The organism is Paenibacillus farraposensis (assembly GCF_020736845.1).
Lineage (GTDB): Bacteria > Bacillota > Bacilli > Paenibacillales > Paenibacillaceae > Paenibacillus > Paenibacillus farraposensis.
The window spans coordinates 107343-125370 of record NZ_JAFFQR010000084.1; the positions used below are offsets into that span (position 1 = coordinate 107343).

An 18028-nucleotide genomic window follows, 5' to 3' on the forward strand; every position below is an offset into this window, starting at 1 on the left:
CATATTCAAGGGGCAGTCCCATAAGTCATCAAGAAATGGCTTAGGGGCTGCCCCCTTTTCCATATTTCTGGAATAAACTACCCATGGGATAGCCTCTTGTTCGTTTTACGACCCATTACATCCATATGCTGTAGGAAAGAAAAAATTTATACATAAATGATATTGGGGATATCGCGTCTCTTTTCTCTACATATGATGATAGGGAATGATCTGTAAGCGCTTCAATCCAAAACGACATATAACTATGTGAGGTACAGGAGGCGGTAGAGATGGACGATTACATGAGCTGGATCAAGATTGGCTTTTTTCTCAGCGTACTGTTTTTACTTGCAGCGGCATGCAGTACCTCTCCCAAGCTGGAGAACGCAGAGGGGCAAAAAGTGCGGCTGACCATGCAAGTCTGGGGCAATCCTGCCGAGGTGAAGGTGTATCAGCGGGCACTGGATGCCTTTGAAAAGGAAAATCCGAATATTGAGGTTAAGCTCGTGCCTGTACCGGGAGATCAGTATGAGCAAAAGCTGTTGACGCGGCTTCAGGGAAGTCGCGGACCGGATGTATTTTATTCGTATGAACCGACGATTGCGGGTTTGATTGAGGCGAAGCAGGTACAGCCTTTGGGTGAATTTCTAAAAAGTGATGCGAGCAATGTGAAGGCAGAGGATTTTCCGGAAGGCTTGTGGGGGCCAGCGAAGCGTGCCGGGGAAAGTTTCGGGATCACTCCCGATTCGAACCCGATGGTGATGTACTATAACAAAAAGGTATTTAAGGAAGCAGGCGTGAAGACACCGCAAGAATATGAGGACGAAGGCCAGTGGAACTGGGATGCTTTTGAGGAAGTCACATCAAAGCTGAAGGCTGCCGGAAAGCAAGGCTATATTGCGGAAAGCTGGTGGGCGCATTGGTATTCATGGGTGTGGTCGAACGGTGGACGGATTTTTGATGAGCAAGGCAAGTATGTACTGGATCACAATGAAAAGGGCAAGGAAGCCTTCCGTTTCATGTACGATATGGTGAACAAGAGAAATGCAGTATACCTCGGATCGCTTCCTGAGGGGCAAGGGGCAGATACGATGTTCATGTGCAATCAGGTCGGCATGCTGGCAGCGGGAAGATGGCTGGAGCCTTTGTTTAGCCAAAATGAAAACCTCGATTTTGATTATATTTACTGGCCCTCGAACACGGGCAAAAATGAACCTGTCGCCATACCGGTTGCCTATGTAGCCGTAAACAGACAGAGTCCGCATTTACAAGAAGCCATGAAGCTGGCAGCGTTCTACGTCTCAGTGAAGGGGCAGGAGGCCCGACTGGTTGAAGGCGGGAATGCGATGGGTACGCTGGCCGCTGCAGATGAAAGTATCATGAAAAAGGCGACGATTGAGCATTCCAGCTACTTGACCGAAGGACGGAACAAAGGGCATGTGCATGGCTCTGCACTGGCCTATGATGCCCGGGTGCCGGGCTTAACCTCGGATATCACAGAAGCGATTGACCTGATGCTCCTCGGGAAACAGGATGCTGATGCCACGATTGAGAAGCTGAATCAGCTCATATCCAAGGCGGTCAAGTAAGCACGGGATACGACCGTGACGGGGGAATATGTCGGGATCGGCCGTCGGATTTTTCAGGGTCCAGAAAGGCCGTTTTCCATGATCCCCACATCGGTATTGCTGGAATCAGTTAAGGCAAAGCGATCCGGTAAGGCAAAAAAACGTCCCGACTCCGTTTCCAATCTGGAGCACCGAGGCGTTTTTTTTTCAAAAATTACCCTCCCCCGTATTTCTTAACATAATGGCCCAGCGCCAGAAGCGGCCAGATGTACCGGTAGCTGTGATAGCGGATGTAAAAATACCCCGGTAAACCGGCACCGGTCGGATACGCGCTTGCCCAGCCGTCTTCGTGCAGCAGTTCGATCAATCTGGCGGTACCTCGCTCGATCTCGGGCGTAGGCCGGTTGTGCACCGCGATCAGCGCGTCGAGCGCCCAGGCCGTTTGCGAAGGCGTGCTGGCGTAAAGCGGTACATAACGCTCTGCCTGATCGCTGCGGCACGATTCCCCCCAGCCGCCGTCCGCGTTTTGGATGGCAAGCAGCCAATCCGCCCCTTTGGTTACAGCGGCATGATCGGAAGGAAGCCCCACGGCCTTCAGGCCCGTTAGCGCCGCCCAAGTCCCGTAAATGTAGCATATCCCCCAGTGGCCGTACCATGAACCGTCCGGCTGCTGATGGCTGGTCAGCCAGTCGGCTCCGCGTTGGATAAAGCCGTGCCGGATGCCAAGCTTGGCAAAATTCCCAAGGTACTCCAGCGCTCGACCGGTGAGATCCGCCTCTGACGGATCGGTGGCCGCCGATTTCGCCCCTTCGATCGCCAGCCAGGTGAGCATTTGCTTGTCGGTGTTTTTTTCAAAGGCCGGCCAGCCTCCGTCGTCGTTTTGCATCGATATCACCCAGTTAAGGCCGCGGTTCCAAGATTCGAGATAAGCGGGATCGCGTTCGGACAGGCTGTGAATGGCGCGAAGGGCGGCCGTGGAGTCGTCGACGTCGGGGATGATCGTATTAGTGTCGGAAAATCCCCAGCCGCCGGGAGCGGCACCGGGGTTGTGAATCCGCCAATCTCCGGCTTTGCGATGCTGCTTGGACCGTAAATAGGCGGCAGCTTTTTGCATCGCGGGATACCTGGCGCTCACTCCGGCTTCCTGCAGCGCATAGGCCAGTAGGGCAGTATCCCAGACGGTGGAGGGGGAGTTTTGGATGGTGGTGTATCCGTCAACCTTGCAGCGCATGGCGAACAAGCCGTCAAGCGCGTGCGTGATCACCGGATGCTGCGGGTCGTATCCAAGGGCCAGCAGCGCGAACAGCATCAGCACGGTGCTGCTGGCGTACGTGTACAGGGTTCCGTCTTCCTCAATCCGTTCCAGCATATACTGCTCCGCCTTTTTTACCGCCGTTTGGTGGATTCGCTGCGGTGTGCCGACCAGATGGACGAGCGCGGACTGGATGTGCTCCAGCAGCTTGCGGTTTTCCCGGGAGAGCGGCTCCTCGTCTGGGCTTCGGTTGGTATAAAGCTCGCTTAAATCGGGAGTATGGGGGGATTTAACGGAAAAACCCCGATCGGTCATAATGAGCAGCGGGACCAGATGGACGCGGGAATAGGCGGAAAAATCAAAAAAACTGAGCGGCAAAGAGGAAGGTAGCAGCAGCATTTCAATCGGAATGAGCGAAAGCGGGGCGGGCCATTTCCTTTGCCCGGTCGCAGCCAGCAGCGCATTGGTTAGGAGGCTCGCCGCTTTTCCAATGCCGCCCTGGTCCAGAATGTAGCGCTTTGCCCGCTGAACCGGTTCGTCTTTTGGCTGACTGTACCCGGAGTACAACAACGCGTAATACGCTTCGACCGTCGCGGAAAGGTTGCCTTCTTCCTCATCCTTATACCACCTCCAGCAGCCTTCAGGTTGCTGCGCGGCAAGGATGCGGTCATGCAGCCCCCGGATCAGGTCCTCCTTCTCCACGTTTAACGTGCGAAAAAGAATGATCGTGTATGTGTCGAGCATCGTCCCGTTTTCAAAACAAAAACGCCAGGTGCCGTCCGGCTGCTGCCTTTGGATGAGCTCGCCGGACAGCCGGCGGATCTCCTCGCGGATTCCGGTAATGTTTTGGCCCATTCCCTGCTCCCTCCTTGTCATCGTCATCCCCATTATATGAGACCCGGGAAACCAATTTTCACGTTTGTAAAAAAATATGCCGGGCAAGCGACGTGGCGGAATGCGGGCGTAAAATCATCGCGACCACTTGTTGCAGGATGGCTTTTCCGTTTTTTTCACGGCTGACAACATTAGGCGTTCCTCTGCTCCTTTTGATGCTTTTTTCGATACTGCAACGGGGTATGTCCGGTGAAATGCTTGAATACACGGCCAAAGTGAGCGATGGTGTCAAAGCCAGTTTTTTCAGCAATAGCGGTCACCTTCCAGCTTGTTTCTCTCAGATATGCCCGGGCCTGCTGCACCCGGATGTCCTGGAGATACTCTATCAGGGTAAAGCCTGTGGTCTGCTTGAAAATTCGGCACAAATATGTGCTGCTAATATAAAAATGCCCTGCCAACTGCTCCAGCGACAGCTTCCCGGCATAGTGGGCATGCAGATATTCAATCACCGAATACACTCGCTGCTGCTTCTCGCTGCGCTCTGGCGCTATCGTATCGGGAGCGGCCGATTGTATGCGGTGGATGCGGATCAGCAGCCGGATCAGCAAGCTTTGGAGATACAGATGGCGGCAGGCGTGTTCTTGATGGTATTCCTCCAGCATTTGCCGGAACAGTTGCTCCAGCTCGCGCTGCTCCTCTACTGAAGGTCGGAGCAGGAATCTTTTCCCAGGAAGAAGCGTGAGGATAAAATATGTATGCTTTTCCGATAAATTCACAATAAAAGCGAAGATTTTGCTCTTTTTTATACTATAAAATAGAAGCAATTCATGTAAAGGGTGTGAAGGTATTGGCTAAAACCAAATATGCACTTGTAGGCATCGGAGGCAGAGCCGAATTTTTTTACGGTGAGGTTGTCACCGCTTTCAAAAGAACATCGGAGCTGATCGCATTCTGTGACGTAAATCAGACAAGAATGGATTATGCCAATCGGCTGCTGCAGGAGAAATACGACCATGAGCCGATTCCGACCTACAAAGCTCATGAGTTTGAACGGATGATCGCGGAAACAAAGCCGGACATCGTGATTGTCACGACGATTGACCGGGTGCATCATCGTTATATTATTCGGGCAATGGAGCTGGGCTGTGATGTCATTTCCGAGAAGCCGATGACGGTGGATGAGGACAAATGCCAGGATATTTTGGATGCAATAGACCGCACGGGACGGAATTTGCGTGTCACCTTTAATTACCGCTATGCGCCCCATAATACGAAGATCCGCGAGATCATCATGGATGGAACGCTTGGCGACATTTTATCGGTCAATTTCGAATGGTTGCTGAACACACAGCATGGTGCGGATTATTTCCGGCGGTGGCATCGGGATAAGCGCAATAGCGGCGGTCTGCTGGTGCATAAATCTACGCATCATTTTGATCTGATGAACTTTTGGCTCGGCTCGAAACCGGAGACCGTATATGCGATGGGCGATCTGAAATTTTACGGCCGGGAAAATGCCGAGCAGCGCGGTGTGACTGCGTTCTATCAGCGGGCTTACGGCAGTAAGGCCGCGGAAAATGATCCGTTCGCATTGCATCTTGACCGCAACGAGCATCTGAAAAGCATGTACCTCGATGCGGAGCATGAGGATGGCTATCTGCGTGATCAGAGCGTATTTGGTGACAATATCAGCATCGAGGATACGCTCAGTGTCATGGTGAAGTACAAGAACAAGGCCGTGATGAATTACTCGCTGAATGCTTACATGCCTTGGGAAGGCTTTATCATTGTATTTAACGGCACCAAGGGACGGATGGAGGTTCGGGTATCCGAGCAATCCTATGTTAATTCTGGTGGCAGCAAGGCAGATGAGGGGGCGCTAAAAGAGAAGACGATCACGATTTATCCCCATTTTGCAGCACCTTATGAGGTCGAAGTGGAGGAAGGCGCAGGGGGGCATGGCGGGGGAGATCCGGTCATGTTGCGGGACATTTTTGATAAGCCGGCAGAGGATCGTTTTCATCGTGCTGCTTCACATATCGACGGCGCATGGTCCATTTTAACAGGCATCGCTGCCAACCGCTCTATGCTTACAGGTCTACCGGTAAAGGTGGATGAACTGGTGCGTTTGTAGCGAGGCAGCAAGATAATAATCAGACAGTCCCCTCCTTATTGGGCTCGCGGAGGGGGCTGCTTTTTTGTTGATGTAATTGGAACTTTTATATTGTGAATTATTGCACAAATCCCCTGCGTGAGTATAATGAATTAGAGGAAAGGTTGAGATATATTTGTGTATTACAAGATAATTCTATATAAGGAGTGATCACATGAAAGCAGCAGTTGTTACCAAAGACAAGAGAGTCAGTGTAGAAGAGAAACCTTTGCGTTCCCTGAAACATGGAGAAGCTTTAGTCCAAGTGGAATATTGCGGGGTTTGCCACACAGATTTACATGTGAAAAATGCAGATTTCGGTGATGTCACAGGCAGGGTTTTGGGGCATGAAGGCATTGGAAAAGTTATTGAATTAGGTGAAGGGGTAACCAGTCTTAAAATTGGTGATCGCGTAAGTATTGCCTGGATGTTCGAAAGCTGCGGTCACTGCGAATATTGCTTAACCGGGCGGGAAACGTTGTGCCGTGAAGTTAAAAATGCGGGATACACCGTAGACGGTGCAATGGCAGAACAGTGCATTGTCACAGCTGACTACGCAGTCAAAGTACCGGATCGTCTTGACCCTGCCGCTGCAAGCAGTGTAACTTGCGCAGGGGTTACAACATATAAAGCAGTTAAAGTAAGTGAAATCAGACCAGGACAATGGATCGGTATCTTCGGCATTGGCGGCTTGGGCAACCTGGCTGTACAATATGCAAAGAACGTGTTCAATGCTAAAGTCGTAGCCTTTGACATCAGTGATGAAAAGCTCGAACTGGCCAAAAAAGTCGGTGCCGACTATGTCGTTAACAGCCTGAAAGAAGATCCGGTCGCCCGGGCCAAGGAGCTAACGAACGGTGCTGGTCTGGATGCAACCGTGATTACTGCTGTTGCCAAAACACCTTTCAACCAGGCAATCGATGTTGTGAAGGCTGGCGCGCGTGTTGTAGCTGTAGGTCTTCCAACCGATAAGATGGATCTCGACATTCCGCGTCTCGTTCTGGACGGTATTCAAGTGATCGGCTCCTTGGTCGGCACTCGTGAAGACCTGAAAGAAGCGTTCCAGTTCGCTGCCGAAGGTAAAGTCGTTCCTATTGTACAAAAACGTCCGATTGAAGACATTAATCATATCTTCGATGAGATGGAGAATGGCAAAATCCAAGGGCGCATGGTCATTGATTTCACGAAATAAATGCCAATCTTCGGGTAGGCCCTGACCCAGACAACTTCGACTTTTAAATTCAGCTTATGACAAGCGCCGTTTCTTTCTTCGTCGAAAGGAGCGGCGTTTTTGCATGCGATGGGTCAGTGAGTCACAGCATCCCACCCCCTCTATATGTTATGATAGGGTTATGAGAAAAGAGACGGTTGGGAAGTTTGTTAAAATGAAGACACCCCGGAGGGCCCGATGAACAAGACAATTGCAGATATAGCCCAAATGGCCGGTGTGGCCAAAAGTACAGTATCGCGATATTTAAACGGAGGTGCTGTCAGTGTAGATACGAGACGCAAAATTGAACAGGTGGTCAAGGCTACAGGTTATGTGCCCAATACCTTTGCCCAGAGCCTTAAAGCGAAGCGGACCAACATTATCGGAACTGTTGTGCCGCGCCTGGATTCCTTTGCGACATCTCACACGCTGATGGGCATTGACGAGGAACTGCGCTCCCGGCATTATCAGATGCTGATCTCCAATACGAGCCAGGATGTGAAGCGTGAAATAGAAGCTCTCTATGAGCTGGGACGACAAAAAATTTCCGGCATTATTTTGCTGGCTGCCCAAATTACAGACGAGCATCTGACCGCGATTCGCGATATTCGCATTCCGGTGTTGCTGGTGGGCCAGCAGCATGAGCAGATTCATAGCCTGATCCATAATGACTACCACGCAGGATATGATATTGGCGCGTATGTTCTTTCACAAGGACACCGTGAAATTGCCTATGTCGGTGTTACAGAGAAAGATGTTGCTGTCGGTGTGCAGCGCAAAGAGGGCTTTAAGCAGGCTGTTCGGGATGCCATGCCTGCGGGGACTTATTCAGACGATGCGTTGCTGGCTGCAGGGTATGATATCAGATTCTATGAAACCGGATTTAAAATGTTTGATGCACGCATGGCTGCGTCTGCCATTTTAGACCAGTTCAAGCCGTCATTAATGGTGTGTGCAACCGATAATATTGCGCTTGGCGTGATCAATGCGGCTTATTCCAGAGGGATTGCAATCCCGTCGGAATTATCAGTGACCGGCTTCGGGGGATACGATATTACAGAGGTCATACACCCTGCGCTGACAACTGTTCAATACCCGTATATGGAGGCTGGACGCGTAGCGGCGCAAAATATTATGCGCCTGGTAGAGCATCAACCGGTAGAGCAAGTGACAGTCATGAATTATGCACTTATTGAAAGAGAAAGCGTTGACAAGCGCTGAACAGATGGATTATAATTTCTTCGAAACCGGTTCCATAGTATTCGGGCACAGATTGGAATCGGTTGCAAATCCATGGATGAGTTATTTTTTTAATCAGTCTGGAACCGGTTCCTCTTCTTTTTTTATTATATTGGAACCGGTTCCTGTTACAGAAGTTTTAATAAAAATGAGGTACACCTATGAAAATGACAAATGAGCAAAAGTATCGACTGATTGAACAGGCAGAGCCCGGCGAGATCGCCAGCTTGCAGGAGAAGGTCAAGCAATGCCATTGGCGGCAGACGTTTCATATTCAGCCATCGACAGGCTTGCTCAATGATCCCAATGGCTTTTCCTATTACCAGGGTGAATACCATTTATTCTATCAGTGGTTCCCTTTGGGAACGGATCATGGAATGAAGTACTGGTATCACTTGAAGTCCAAAGATTTGGTGACATGGAACAATGCAGGCATTGGCATCGAACCGGGAGATTACTTTGATTCGCATGGGGCCTATTCGGGCAGCGCATTGGAGCATGAAGGCAAGCTGTATATGCTGTATACGGGAAATACACGGGATGAGCACTGGATCAGACATCCTTATCAATGCATGGCTGTTATGGATGAGAGCGGTCTCATTACAAAATGGAAGCACCCTGTTATTTCCAATGTGCCGACAGGGTATACTGACCACTTCCGTGATCCTAAGCTGTGGAAGGACGGCGATCGCTTTTACTGTGTGATTGGCGCCCAGAGAACGGATCAAACAGGCTGCGTCGTTCTTTATCGATCAACGGATCTCCACACCTGGCAGTTCGAGGGAGAGCTGCGCACAGAACTGGGGTCGTTTGGCTACATGTGGGAGTGCCCGGATTATTTTGAACTGGACGGCTCGGGCGTATTGGTCTTTTCTCCTCAGGGCCTGGAGCCTGCAGGGGATGAAAACCACAATATTTATCAATCAGGGTACATCATCGGCAAGCCGCTGAATATCGGAACAAGGACATTTGAGCATGGGGCGTTCCGTGAGCTGGACAGAGGCTTCGACTTCTATGCGCCGCAAACGATGGTTGATCCGCAGGGGCGGCGAATCATGGTCGCATGGATGGGATTGCCGGATATCGACTACCCGACAGACCCGAACGGCTGGGCTCATTGTTTGACGCTACCGAGGGAACTTATCCTTCATGAAGGCAAACTTTTACAGCGGCCGATCCCTGAACTAATTACGCTGCGCAGAGGCCATGAGGATCGGATAGCCGATACATTATCGTCAGAGCGAAAAACCTATGAAGGCTTCAAGGGTAGGGTCTATGAGCTGATTTGTGAGGTTGACCTTCTGAGCGCGAAGGCGTTCGGTATTGAATTTCGCGCGAGTGCAGCCGAGAGAACTGTGATCCAATATGATGCCGTCAAACGCAAGCTTATACTGGATCGTTCGCAATCGGGCGAGCCTGTGGCGGCTTCGTATGGTGAAGTGCGGCAGTGCGCATGGGACAAAGATCATATCAAGCTTCATTTGTTTGTAGATACGTCTTCGGTTGAGATTTTCGTCAATGATGGGGAAGAAGTGTTCACCAGTCGTATTTTTCCGCACCCAGAGAGCGACGAAATACACTTTTTTGCCGACAAGGGAGAGGCGCTCTTCCAAGCGGTGAAATGGGATATTACATGAATAGGCTAAATCATCAAGTGGATCGTTAAACATCAATAATATAACGGAATGAACGAGAGGATGAACATCATGGCGGAAAATCGGGAAATTGCCAAAGAAGTGATTGAAGCGATTGGTGGGAAGGAAAACATCGCTTCCTTCGCCCACTGCGCTACACGTCTGCGGATTATGGTGCATGACAAGGAGAAGATTAATCAGAAAAAGGTTGAGGAAATCGATAAGGTAAAGGGCGCTTTCTTTAATTCAGGTCAATATCAGATTATTTTTGGTACAGGGACCGTAAATCGGATTTTTGATGAAGTTGAAAAGCTGGGGATCACCGGTTCTTCTAAAGAAGACGTGAAAAATGAGGCGAAAAAAGAAGGGAACGTATTCCAACGCTCGATACGCACCTTCGGTGACGTCTTTGTGCCGATCATTCCTGTGCTGGTTGCTACAGGGCTGTTCATGGGTCTGCGCGGCTTGCTCACACAGCCGCAAATCCTCGCTCTGCTTGGCATGACCGCAAAGGACATTTCACCTAATTTTCTATTGTTTACACAGGTGTTAACGGATACCGCTTTCGCTTTTCTGCCTGCGCTGGTCGCCTGGTCAGCCTTTAGAGTATTCGGAGGCAGCCCGGTATTGGGTATTGTGCTTGGCCTGATGCTGGTGAACCCGGCTCTGCCCAATGCTTATAGTGTGGCGGACGGCTCGGCCCATCCCTTGACGATGCTCGGATTCATTCCTGTGGTGGGCTATCAGGGCTCGGTATTGCCAGCCTTCTTCGTAGGTTTAATCGGAGCCAAGCTGGAGCGGGCGCTGCGCAAACGGGTGCCAGAAGCGCTGGATCTGATCCTTACGCCGTTTTTGACACTGTTAATTATGATTACACTCGGGCTGTTTGCCATCGGTCCGGTTTTCCATTCCTTCGAAGAATGGGTGCTGCACGGAACGACATTTGTACTTGATCTGCCTTTTGGTATCGCAGGGATTGTCATCGGCTTTTTGCATCAAATTATCGTCGTTACGGGTGTGCATCATATATTTAATTTTCTGGAAATCCAGCTGCTTGAAAAGACTGGTGTGAACGCATTCAACGCGATCATTACCTGCGCCATGGCTGCTCAAGGCGCCGCTTGTCTGGCGGTTGGACTGAAAACGAAGAATGCCAAGCTGAAAGCGCTAGCACTTCCTTCCTCGCTGTCTGCTTTTCTCGGGATTACCGAGCCGGCTATTTTCGGTGTCAACCTGAGATATATGAAGCCTTTTGTAATGGGCCTGATTGGTGGGGCGGTTGGCGGCTTTATCGCTTCGATCTTCCATCTGGCGGCTACAGGCATGGCCATTACGGTCATTCCGGGCACGCTGCTTTACATGAACCATCAGCTGCCGCTTTACATTTTGGCCAATTTGGCTGCTATGGCTGTAGCGTTTGTTCTGACCTGGATGTTCGGCTACAACGATAAAATGCTGGAGGAAGTCAAAACAGCGGGTTCTTCCAATTAAGAATTAACACCGGTCAGGTGGTTGGAGTAAGCACACGTATATAAATGAACTGTGACGGCCGTTCTGTCTTGGAGTTCTCTCGTCCTTTTAAACAAGGGCTGGGAGAGAAGGTATCCAAGCGGGGCGGCCGTTTTTGTGATAGATGCAGCTCCATTTCCGTATCCGTTGAACTAGTAACCTGTGATTGAACTTGGGTTCATATCACTGCTTATCTGATTGAGTTTTCATACCGGCTGTTAGCCACTTAGACATGCTCTAGACGATCGAAGAGCGTTCATCCAAAAATTCGGACGGGGAGCAGCCTGTCAAGCGTTTGAAAATGCGATGAAAATAGGAAACATCACTATAACCGACATATTCTGAAATTTCACGAATGGTCAGCCGGGACTCGGTTAGCATGTAAATGGCCGTTTTAATGCGTTGCGTATGTACATGCTCGCTGATGGTTTGGCGTGTGACCTCGCGCAGCAGTGTGGCAGCATAGTTGGGTGTTTTGCGGATGGCGTCGCCAAGCTCCTCTTTCGTTACTTTTTCGCGATAATGATTTTGGATATACTGCTTCATATGCTCCACAAGCCGTGCTTTATCGCTGGAAATGGCGCCTTTGTCCCATTCCTGATTGGTATAAATCATCGCCTCGGTCAACAGGCTATCAGCCATCAGCATATAGTAGCTCGGGCGCTCCATCCATTGGTAATACGCCGACTTGATCCGTTCATGCAGCATGTCGTAGCATCCAAGCTTGATCGAAACCGGCTTGTTCTTGTTCAGTATGGGAAGTACGTTACCCGTACATGTTTTACGGCAATGTATCACATACTTGGTATGGAAAAGCGTAGGGATGCTCTTGCCATAGTAAGGCAGATGCCCGGGCAGAATCAGAGCCTCTCCCTTGCCGAGAATAATTTTGCGATCGTTCACCCAATATACACATCTTCCAAAGGTGACTAAAATGAATTGGAAGTCCGCGTTGCTGCTATCTGGATCAGCCTTTTCGTACCAGTCTACGCCATGGTCCTGTCGCATATCTGTAATTGTAATCATGAAGTCACTCTCCATGTCTTCAAAATTCATTGTACTGTACTATAATACAGTCATCATACTATAGTTCATGGTCCTGTCGCACGGATATCGGTAAAATAAAGTCATACAAGCTGTAAATAGTTAAAGAAGCAATGCGGTATAGAAACCATACTGGAAACTGGCCAAACCGTAAAGACATTCAGGAGGATGACAATTCTATGCTTAAAACAAAAATTATTTGTACGCTGGGACCTGCCTGCGACTCCATTCCTTTGTTAAAAGAAATGATTCAAGCCGGTATGACAGTAGCCCGCTTGAACATGGCTCACGGGGAACTGGAGGATCACGTTAAACGTATTGAAAATGTACGACAGGCTGCGAAGGAACTGGGTACCTTTGTTCCTGTCATGATGGATATTAAAGGGCCTGAAATACGGATCGGCAAACTGAGAGAAGCATCCTGTCTGCTCAAACCAGGCAACCAGCTCATTCTGACCACAGAAGAAATTTTGGGGGATGAGCATCGTATTTCGGTGAATTACCCGGATATGCCCGAGGATGTCAATCCAGGCGACCGTATTTTGATTGACGATGGCTTGGTGGATCTGACTGTAACCTCCATTGAGGGTTCGGAAATGAAATGTAACATTGTAAGCGGCGGTGTATTGAAGCCGAGAAAAGGTGTGAATCTGCCAGGGGTTCATACGACTCTTCCAGGAGTAACGGAGCGCGATGTGAAGCACATCCAATTCGGGGTGGAGCAGCGTATCGAGCTGATTGCGGCTTCTTTTGTGCGTAAAGGCGACGATATTCGTGAAATCCGTGAGATTTTGAAAAGCCAACATGCCGAGCATGTACAAATTTATTCCAAGATTGAAAATGCCGAAGGCATGGAAAATCTGGATGACATTATCGAGGCTTCGGATGGCATCATGGTAGCCCGGGGTGATCTGGGTGTCGAAGTCCCGATTCAGGACGTGCCTGTGATGCAAAAGGAAATGATCGACAAGTGTAATCTGGTCGGCAAACCGGTTATCGTAGCTACGCATATGCTGGAATCCATGCAGGTTAACCCGCGTCCGACGAGAGCTGAGGTTAGTGACGTATTTAATGCGGTTATGCAAGGAGCCGATGTAGTCATGCTGTCTGGCGAATCTGCTGCAGGCAAATACCCTGTCGAGTCCGTTCGGACGATGGCAGCGGTAGCCGCCAGAGCAGAATCACAATTTGATTACCAGGAGCAGTTCGACAAGCGCAGAGCCCGCCAAACCACGAACATCACCGAGGTCATCAGTCAGAGTGCGGTTAGCTCGTCTCTTGAACTGGATGCCAAAGCGATTATTACCTCGACTGCCAGCGGATTCACAGCACGGATGGTATCCAAATATCGTCCAAAGGCACCGATTATTGCGGTTACCCCGAACAATACGGTGTTCGCTAAAATTTGTCTGTTGTCCGGGGTATTCCCGGTCAAAGGGGATAAAGTGGCAACTACGGATGAAATGTTCGAATCCTCGATCCGCAACGCCCTGAATGCAGGGTATATCCAAAAAGGGGATACCATCGTATTGTCGGCGGGCGTCCCTGTTGCACAGGCCGGTGCGACAAATCTGATCAGAGTGCATCAGGTGTAAAAATAAGAGGTAGCAAAAAAGGCGCTGATCCTTGTAGGTTCAGCGCCTTTTTAACGTGTACCTGTCTTACTGGCCAAACACACTTTTGGCAACAACCTGTGTCAATTCTGCCTTATGAGCCTGGTATTGCTCAAGCGTAATGCTCTTATTAGCCAGTCGTTGATCCAACTGCTTCGTCAGTTGGGCGACCTGCAGGTCAACGACAGCTTGCGCATCCCGTTTATTGGTTAAGGCGATATCCGCCAAAGTTTGACCGTTATATAGGGCATCATACAATTGCTCTTCCGAGGATACACCCAGTGTCTCTAACAGCTCATCATCCTTGGATGCGTCATCATCCTGTACCTGCGAAGCCCTCGCTGAAGCGAAAGCAGCATTAGCCCGGCTTCCCCATGTAGAGGACTGACCAATCGACAACGCCATCAACAGTGTGCAGATGATTATAATTCGTTTTCGATTCATAAGTGTAAAATCTCCTTTGTTTCATTAAATTCTGGCAGAGTGGAACGGTATATGGATATCCAAGCGGGATTCAAATTTATGCCTTTAGCCGATCTGGCTTATGTAGTTACCAGATTCTTAAATACATCATACATCCCCAATCTTAGTGCTAGCTTAATTCTTGTTTAAAATAAACTAAAAGAGCACATTGTAAACGGGCAGCGGCAAGAAATGTTCACCCGATGCCGTATGAGGGATGTGTCTATCCATTGTCTCCTTTTTTTTTCTTTGACCAAAGTTTTCGTATCCCATGCAGACAAAGGAGCAGCAAGGGTAAAATAAGGCCTATAGATAACGTATAAGATACCCATGCTGTTCCATCCCAGGTTATTTGGTAAGGAACATTGGGGTATATGATGACCGACATCATGACCATGATCATCCCGAGAGGCAGAATTAGAGTCCGATAATCTTTCAAATTGAAGATTTGAGCTATGCCCACTACAATTGCATATAAATATATAGTGATCCTAAAAAAGAGTGAAATAAACCACATAACGGCTACAAAGGCTTCGATGCGCTGCAGAAAATTGCCGATGCTGATTTTTCGTGCTAATACATAGGTTGGAAAGAGACTTCTTGCTGTTAACTCTGGCCCTAAAGCCAAAATTGAATATACAACGATCACAGATATTATGAGCCCGCCAAACATGCTTCCGTAAAAAAAAGCCTTACGAGCCTTATCCGTACGATTAACAGTTGGCAAAATCATTAACAAAATGATTTGGGGTAGAAACAAAACACTAATAAAGGACAATGCAGCAGGCCAGATCGGCCCTATGCCCGCCTCAAACACGGGCTGGACATTTTCTATTTTGAACTTAGGTGCAATTAAAATACACGCAAGAGTAAAAAAGAAGATAAATAAGGGGAACAATAGTTCAGCAGAACGGGCCAATGTTTCAATTCCAAGACGCACCCCCATGACTACAATGAACACAAAAAGAAAATTCAGCGATTGAACCGGCGTTTCCGGCATAATTTGAGTACTCAGAAAATTCCCTACGTCATACAACACTGAGGATGGCCCGCTCAAGAAAAGAGTCACGATTAACAGCAGAGAAACGGTTTTGCCCAGCCATTTGCCGAGCAGGGTTTCAATGATTTCAACCAATGTCCTCTGTGGATAAAGGGTCGCCATCGTGTTATAAATCCATACGAGGAAAAAACCGGCTCCCACCCCAACGAGCGCGCCGATCCACGCATCCTGTTTGGCTATGAAGGCCATGCCCGAGGGGATTACCAGGATTCCGCTGCCGATTGTAAATAAAGTCGTTAAGAGCATAAATTGACGTCCAGAGATTTTGCCTTGATTTGACACCCTCATCACTCCTGATTTCACTTATTGTCCTGACACCGGTTTGGAAGTTATCGTCTTCCCTTGGTTGCACAGCATTATCCCTCTAATCTTTATTAGCGTCATTCTTCTTTGTCCACAACCTTTTTAGAACATGTATACCTAGCAGCAGTAAGGGGAAAAGGAACCCGATGGATAGTGAACGGGCTTGATCGGAGCGATTTACAGCAGCCGGGAAAATCATCAGCAAAATGATATGAGGCAGATACAAAAAGAAGGTTTACCGCTAGAATCGGTGTTTCCGGTATCATTTGGGTGGTCATAAAATTTCCCGAATGAAATAATACCGTAACCGGCGCATTGATAAAAATTGTTGTAAAAAACAGAAGGCCAACGGCTTTGCCTGACCATTTGCCAAGCAGGGACTCCATGATTTCATCAGGGTCATCTGTGGGTACAGGGACGTAATTTTGATATATAGATACAAAATGAGGGGCCCACCCCCGACTCCTGCGAGCGCGGCAAGCCACGCATCCTGCTTGGCTACAAATGCCATCCCGGAGGGGATGATAAGGATTGCGCTTCCGACCGTATATAAAGTCGTTAAGATCATAAGTTGACGTGCTGAGATTTTACTCTGCCCGGACACCACTTTCACCTCGTTTTATTTTATTAAACCGATGTGGATCAGGAAATCGCTAAAGGGTTTGTACACGACCGCGATCCAATCCAGAGGCGTAGGAATAGTCCAGGCTAATGCCTTGGCGCTACTGATTCCGACTCCAAGAAGGAGAAGGATAGAAAACAACCAAAGCTCTTTTTTCAGTCCCTTCTTCCACATATAGGGGACCTCGAATATGCTAATTGCAGCAGCGACCAGCAGTATTCCGATTATACTCACCACATGGGGCAGCATCTTTCAGCACCTTCTTTTCCATGGGAATGGTCGATACAGGGGACAGGCCCCAAACTGGAGCCCGGTGTGCAAGCTTACTTCTTCAAATCCTGTATAAATGAGCTGCCAACTGTGCCCAAGCGCCGAATCTTGAAATCAACCTTGATATGGACGGGCAAGTCTGCAAAGTGCTCAAGGTCCCAATTTTTTTTCAGTGTCTTCCAGGCCTTCGGGTCAGCGCGATGAATGGCTTCACCGAATCCAAAAATGTCTGCTTTGTACAATTTTTGAGCTTTTCTGACGGTCGATTGCATAATCTCTTCTATCTTTTCTTCCTCTCTCTTCTCAATGTCATAAATCGTACTCGCCTTGGTCAAATCCAGGCTGTTACACTCGACTTCTCCCACGTTGGCCTCAACCCGCACTTTAATATGGATTTGGGGCTCCTTCCTGTTGACGCTCCCTTTCATGGAGGTTTGGGTCCGAATGCTCTCCGTGACGACTTTGCCGCCGCCGGGGCAGGCCGCGAAGCCAACAGAGCTCTGCACTTTGCCGAGGATGAAGCTGTAGCCTCTACTTTCAGTTTCATTTAACCACCCGATTAATTTGTCTTTTCTGAATACAGCGAGTCCGGAATACTGTAAAAGGACGGGCGGTTCAATCATTTTGGCATTGCTGCTCGATTCTCCCATTTCTTTATTGCCAACGATCCGAAGTCCTGTCAAGACAGGCTGCCTTCCTTCACTGGTTAGAGCTGCAATCAATTCATCCAAGGTTACAGTCGTACTGGGTGACCAGTTTTTCTCTGACGATTCCAGAGAGGAGAAAAGATTATTTGCTGGAATCGGGACCAAGGGTGTCATCATTTTTAACGTATCCTCCGCGCTGTTGTCCTTTGTTACCACAAGATAAAAATCGCTGCGGAATTCATTGTCTCTGGAGAGTAAATCCAGAGATTTGGCCATGCCTTCTGTGGCAACCGACTCACCGATGACGCATATGCGCAGGTGAGAAAAATACATTTTCCGGGGACTAATTGTTGTTATTTTTCGGATTGCTTCAAATATGGTATCGGCTTCGTCTGTATACAACGTGGCTGGAGCCCCTTGGCTTCCCCCTTTTTTGGATGATACCGCTCCAGGGTCCACGACCTGGACGGAGACCCGAAATCGATCCCCTTGCTTATCGATCCCCAAACCAACGACAATGGCCAGTTCGTTCAATTCCCTGCGGTTCCAACAGCCCGTTAGAAGCAAGACCAGTGTAAGAATCAGGAGCAGACAGGCTGACTTTTTTTTCATAGTTGTCCATTCCATTCC

General features: G+C 49.0%; 15 protein-coding genes. 7 read left to right on the forward strand and 8 right to left on the reverse strand.

Going from position 1 to position 18028, the window contains the following annotated elements; all coding sequences use genetic code 11:
• The first annotated feature begins 269 nt into the window (after positions 1 to 269).
• Complete coding sequence (locus tag JO375_RS14020) at positions 270 to 1568, forward strand: ABC transporter substrate-binding protein (protein WP_229525046.1); 1299 nt, start codon at positions 270 to 272, stop codon at positions 1566 to 1568.
• A gap of 193 nt (positions 1569 to 1761) precedes the next feature.
• Here the strand turns inward: JO375_RS14020 and shc are convergent, their stop codons facing one another.
• Both shc and JO375_RS14030 read right to left on the reverse strand, forming a co-directional pair.
• A complete protein-coding gene (gene shc, locus JO375_RS14025; RefSeq protein WP_229525047.1) occupies positions 1762 to 3654 on the reverse strand; it encodes a squalene--hopene cyclase in 1893 nt (630 codons plus the stop codon).
• 170 nt (positions 3655 to 3824) lie between these two features.
• Positions 3825 to 4409, reverse strand: coding sequence for a helix-turn-helix domain-containing protein (locus JO375_RS14030; protein WP_229525048.1), 585 nt, complete (start codon positions 4407 to 4409; stop codon positions 3825 to 3827).
• Between the two features lie 71 nt (positions 4410 to 4480).
• Here JO375_RS14030 and JO375_RS14035 point away from each other — a divergent pair, with 71 nt between their 5' ends.
• The 5 genes from JO375_RS14035 to JO375_RS14055 all read left to right on the forward strand — a co-directional run bounded on the left by JO375_RS14035 (position 4481) and on the right by JO375_RS14055 (position 11359).
• Positions 4481 to 5767: a Gfo/Idh/MocA family protein gene (locus tag JO375_RS14035; RefSeq protein ID WP_229525049.1), complete on the forward strand. Its 1287-nt coding sequence runs from the start codon at positions 4481 to 4483 to the stop codon at positions 5765 to 5767.
• Between the two features lie 193 nt (positions 5768 to 5960).
• Positions 5961 to 6977, forward strand: a complete 1017-nt coding sequence (adhP, locus tag JO375_RS14040) for an alcohol dehydrogenase AdhP (RefSeq protein WP_229525050.1) — start codon at positions 5961 to 5963, stop codon at positions 6975 to 6977.
• A 216-nt stretch (positions 6978 to 7193) separates the two neighbouring features.
• On the forward strand, positions 7194 to 8216 hold the full coding sequence (locus tag JO375_RS14045; protein ID WP_229525051.1) for a LacI family DNA-binding transcriptional regulator: 1023 nt from the start codon (positions 7194 to 7196) through the stop codon (positions 8214 to 8216).
• 179 nt (positions 8217 to 8395) lie between these two features.
• Positions 8396 to 9871 (forward strand): glycoside hydrolase family 32 protein, encoded by a 1476-nt coding sequence (locus JO375_RS14050; RefSeq protein WP_229525052.1) that lies wholly within the window; start codon positions 8396 to 8398, stop codon positions 9869 to 9871.
• A gap of 69 nt (positions 9872 to 9940) precedes the next feature.
• A complete protein-coding gene (locus tag JO375_RS14055; protein WP_229525053.1) occupies positions 9941 to 11359 on the forward strand; it encodes a sucrose-specific PTS transporter subunit IIBC in 1419 nt (472 codons plus the stop codon).
• A gap of 255 nt (positions 11360 to 11614) precedes the next feature.
• Here the strand turns inward: JO375_RS14055 and JO375_RS14060 are convergent, their stop codons facing one another.
• Positions 11615 to 12403, reverse strand: a complete 789-nt coding sequence (locus JO375_RS14060; RefSeq protein WP_229525054.1) for a helix-turn-helix transcriptional regulator — start codon at positions 12401 to 12403, stop codon at positions 11615 to 11617.
• 197 nt (positions 12404 to 12600) lie between these two features.
• On the opposite strand from JO375_RS14060, the gene pyk reads away from it, so the two are divergent.
• Entirely contained in the window at positions 12601 to 14016 is a 1416-nt protein-coding gene (gene pyk, locus JO375_RS14065) for a pyruvate kinase (RefSeq protein ID WP_229525055.1), read from the forward strand.
• Positions 14017 to 14082: 66 nt separating this feature from the next.
• Here the strand turns inward: pyk and JO375_RS14070 are convergent, their stop codons facing one another.
• The 5 genes from JO375_RS14070 to JO375_RS14085 all read right to left on the reverse strand — a co-directional run bounded on the left by JO375_RS14070 (position 14083) and on the right by JO375_RS14085 (position 18010).
• Positions 14083 to 14478: a hypothetical protein gene (locus JO375_RS14070; protein WP_229525056.1), complete on the reverse strand. Its 396-nt coding sequence runs from the start codon at positions 14476 to 14478 to the stop codon at positions 14083 to 14085.
• A 241-nt stretch (positions 14479 to 14719) separates the two neighbouring features.
• On the reverse strand, positions 14720 to 15838 hold the full coding sequence (locus JO375_RS14075; protein WP_229525057.1) for a GerAB/ArcD/ProY family transporter: 1119 nt from the start codon (positions 15836 to 15838) through the stop codon (positions 14720 to 14722).
• Positions 15839 to 16133: 295 nt separating this feature from the next.
• Positions 16134 to 16427, reverse strand: coding sequence for a hypothetical protein (locus tag JO375_RS25050; RefSeq protein ID WP_377531989.1), 294 nt, complete (start codon positions 16425 to 16427; stop codon positions 16134 to 16136).
• Positions 16428 to 16478: 51 nt separating this feature from the next.
• Positions 16479 to 16730: a hypothetical protein gene (locus JO375_RS14080; protein WP_229525058.1), complete on the reverse strand. Its 252-nt coding sequence runs from the start codon at positions 16728 to 16730 to the stop codon at positions 16479 to 16481.
• A 74-nt stretch (positions 16731 to 16804) separates the two neighbouring features.
• Positions 16805 to 18010, reverse strand: coding sequence for a Ger(x)C family spore germination protein (locus JO375_RS14085; protein WP_229525059.1), 1206 nt, complete (start codon positions 18008 to 18010; stop codon positions 16805 to 16807).
• Positions 18011 to 18028 lie beyond the last annotated feature (18 nt).

Excerpts from the sequence above, each read along its gene's own strand:
- JO375_RS14020 (WP_229525046.1), top strand. The coding sequence starts at position 270 with ATGGACGATTACATGAGCTGGATCAAGATTGGCTTTTTTCTCAGCGTA.
- shc (WP_229525047.1), bottom strand. The coding sequence starts at position 3,654 with ATGGGCCAAAACATTACCGGAATCCGCGAGGAGATCCGCCGGCTGTCC.
- adhP (WP_229525050.1), top strand. The coding sequence starts at position 5,961 with ATGAAAGCAGCAGTTGTTACCAAAGACAAGAGAGTCAGTGTAGAAGAG.
- JO375_RS14045 (WP_229525051.1), top strand. The coding sequence starts at position 7,194 with ATGAACAAGACAATTGCAGATATAGCCCAAATGGCCGGTGTGGCCAAA.
- JO375_RS14050 (WP_229525052.1), top strand. The coding sequence starts at position 8,396 with ATGAAAATGACAAATGAGCAAAAGTATCGACTGATTGAACAGGCAGAG.
- JO375_RS14055 (WP_229525053.1), top strand. The coding sequence starts at position 9,941 with ATGGCGGAAAATCGGGAAATTGCCAAAGAAGTGATTGAAGCGATTGGT.
- JO375_RS14060 (WP_229525054.1), bottom strand. The coding sequence starts at position 12,403 with ATGATTACAATTACAGATATGCGACAGGACCATGGCGTAGACTGGTAC.
- pyk (WP_229525055.1), top strand. The coding sequence starts at position 12,601 with ATGCTTAAAACAAAAATTATTTGTACGCTGGGACCTGCCTGCGACTCC.
- JO375_RS14070 (WP_229525056.1), bottom strand. The coding sequence starts at position 14,478 with ATGAATCGAAAACGAATTATAATCATCTGCACACTGTTGATGGCGTTG.
- JO375_RS25050 (WP_377531989.1), bottom strand. The coding sequence starts at position 16,427 with ATGATCTTAACGACTTTATATACGGTCGGAAGCGCAATCCTTATCATC.
- JO375_RS14080 (WP_229525058.1), bottom strand. The coding sequence starts at position 16,730 with ATGCTGCCCCATGTGGTGAGTATAATCGGAATACTGCTGGTCGCTGCT.
- JO375_RS14085 (WP_229525059.1), bottom strand. The coding sequence starts at position 18,010 with ATGAAAAAAAAGTCAGCCTGTCTGCTCCTGATTCTTACACTGGTCTTG.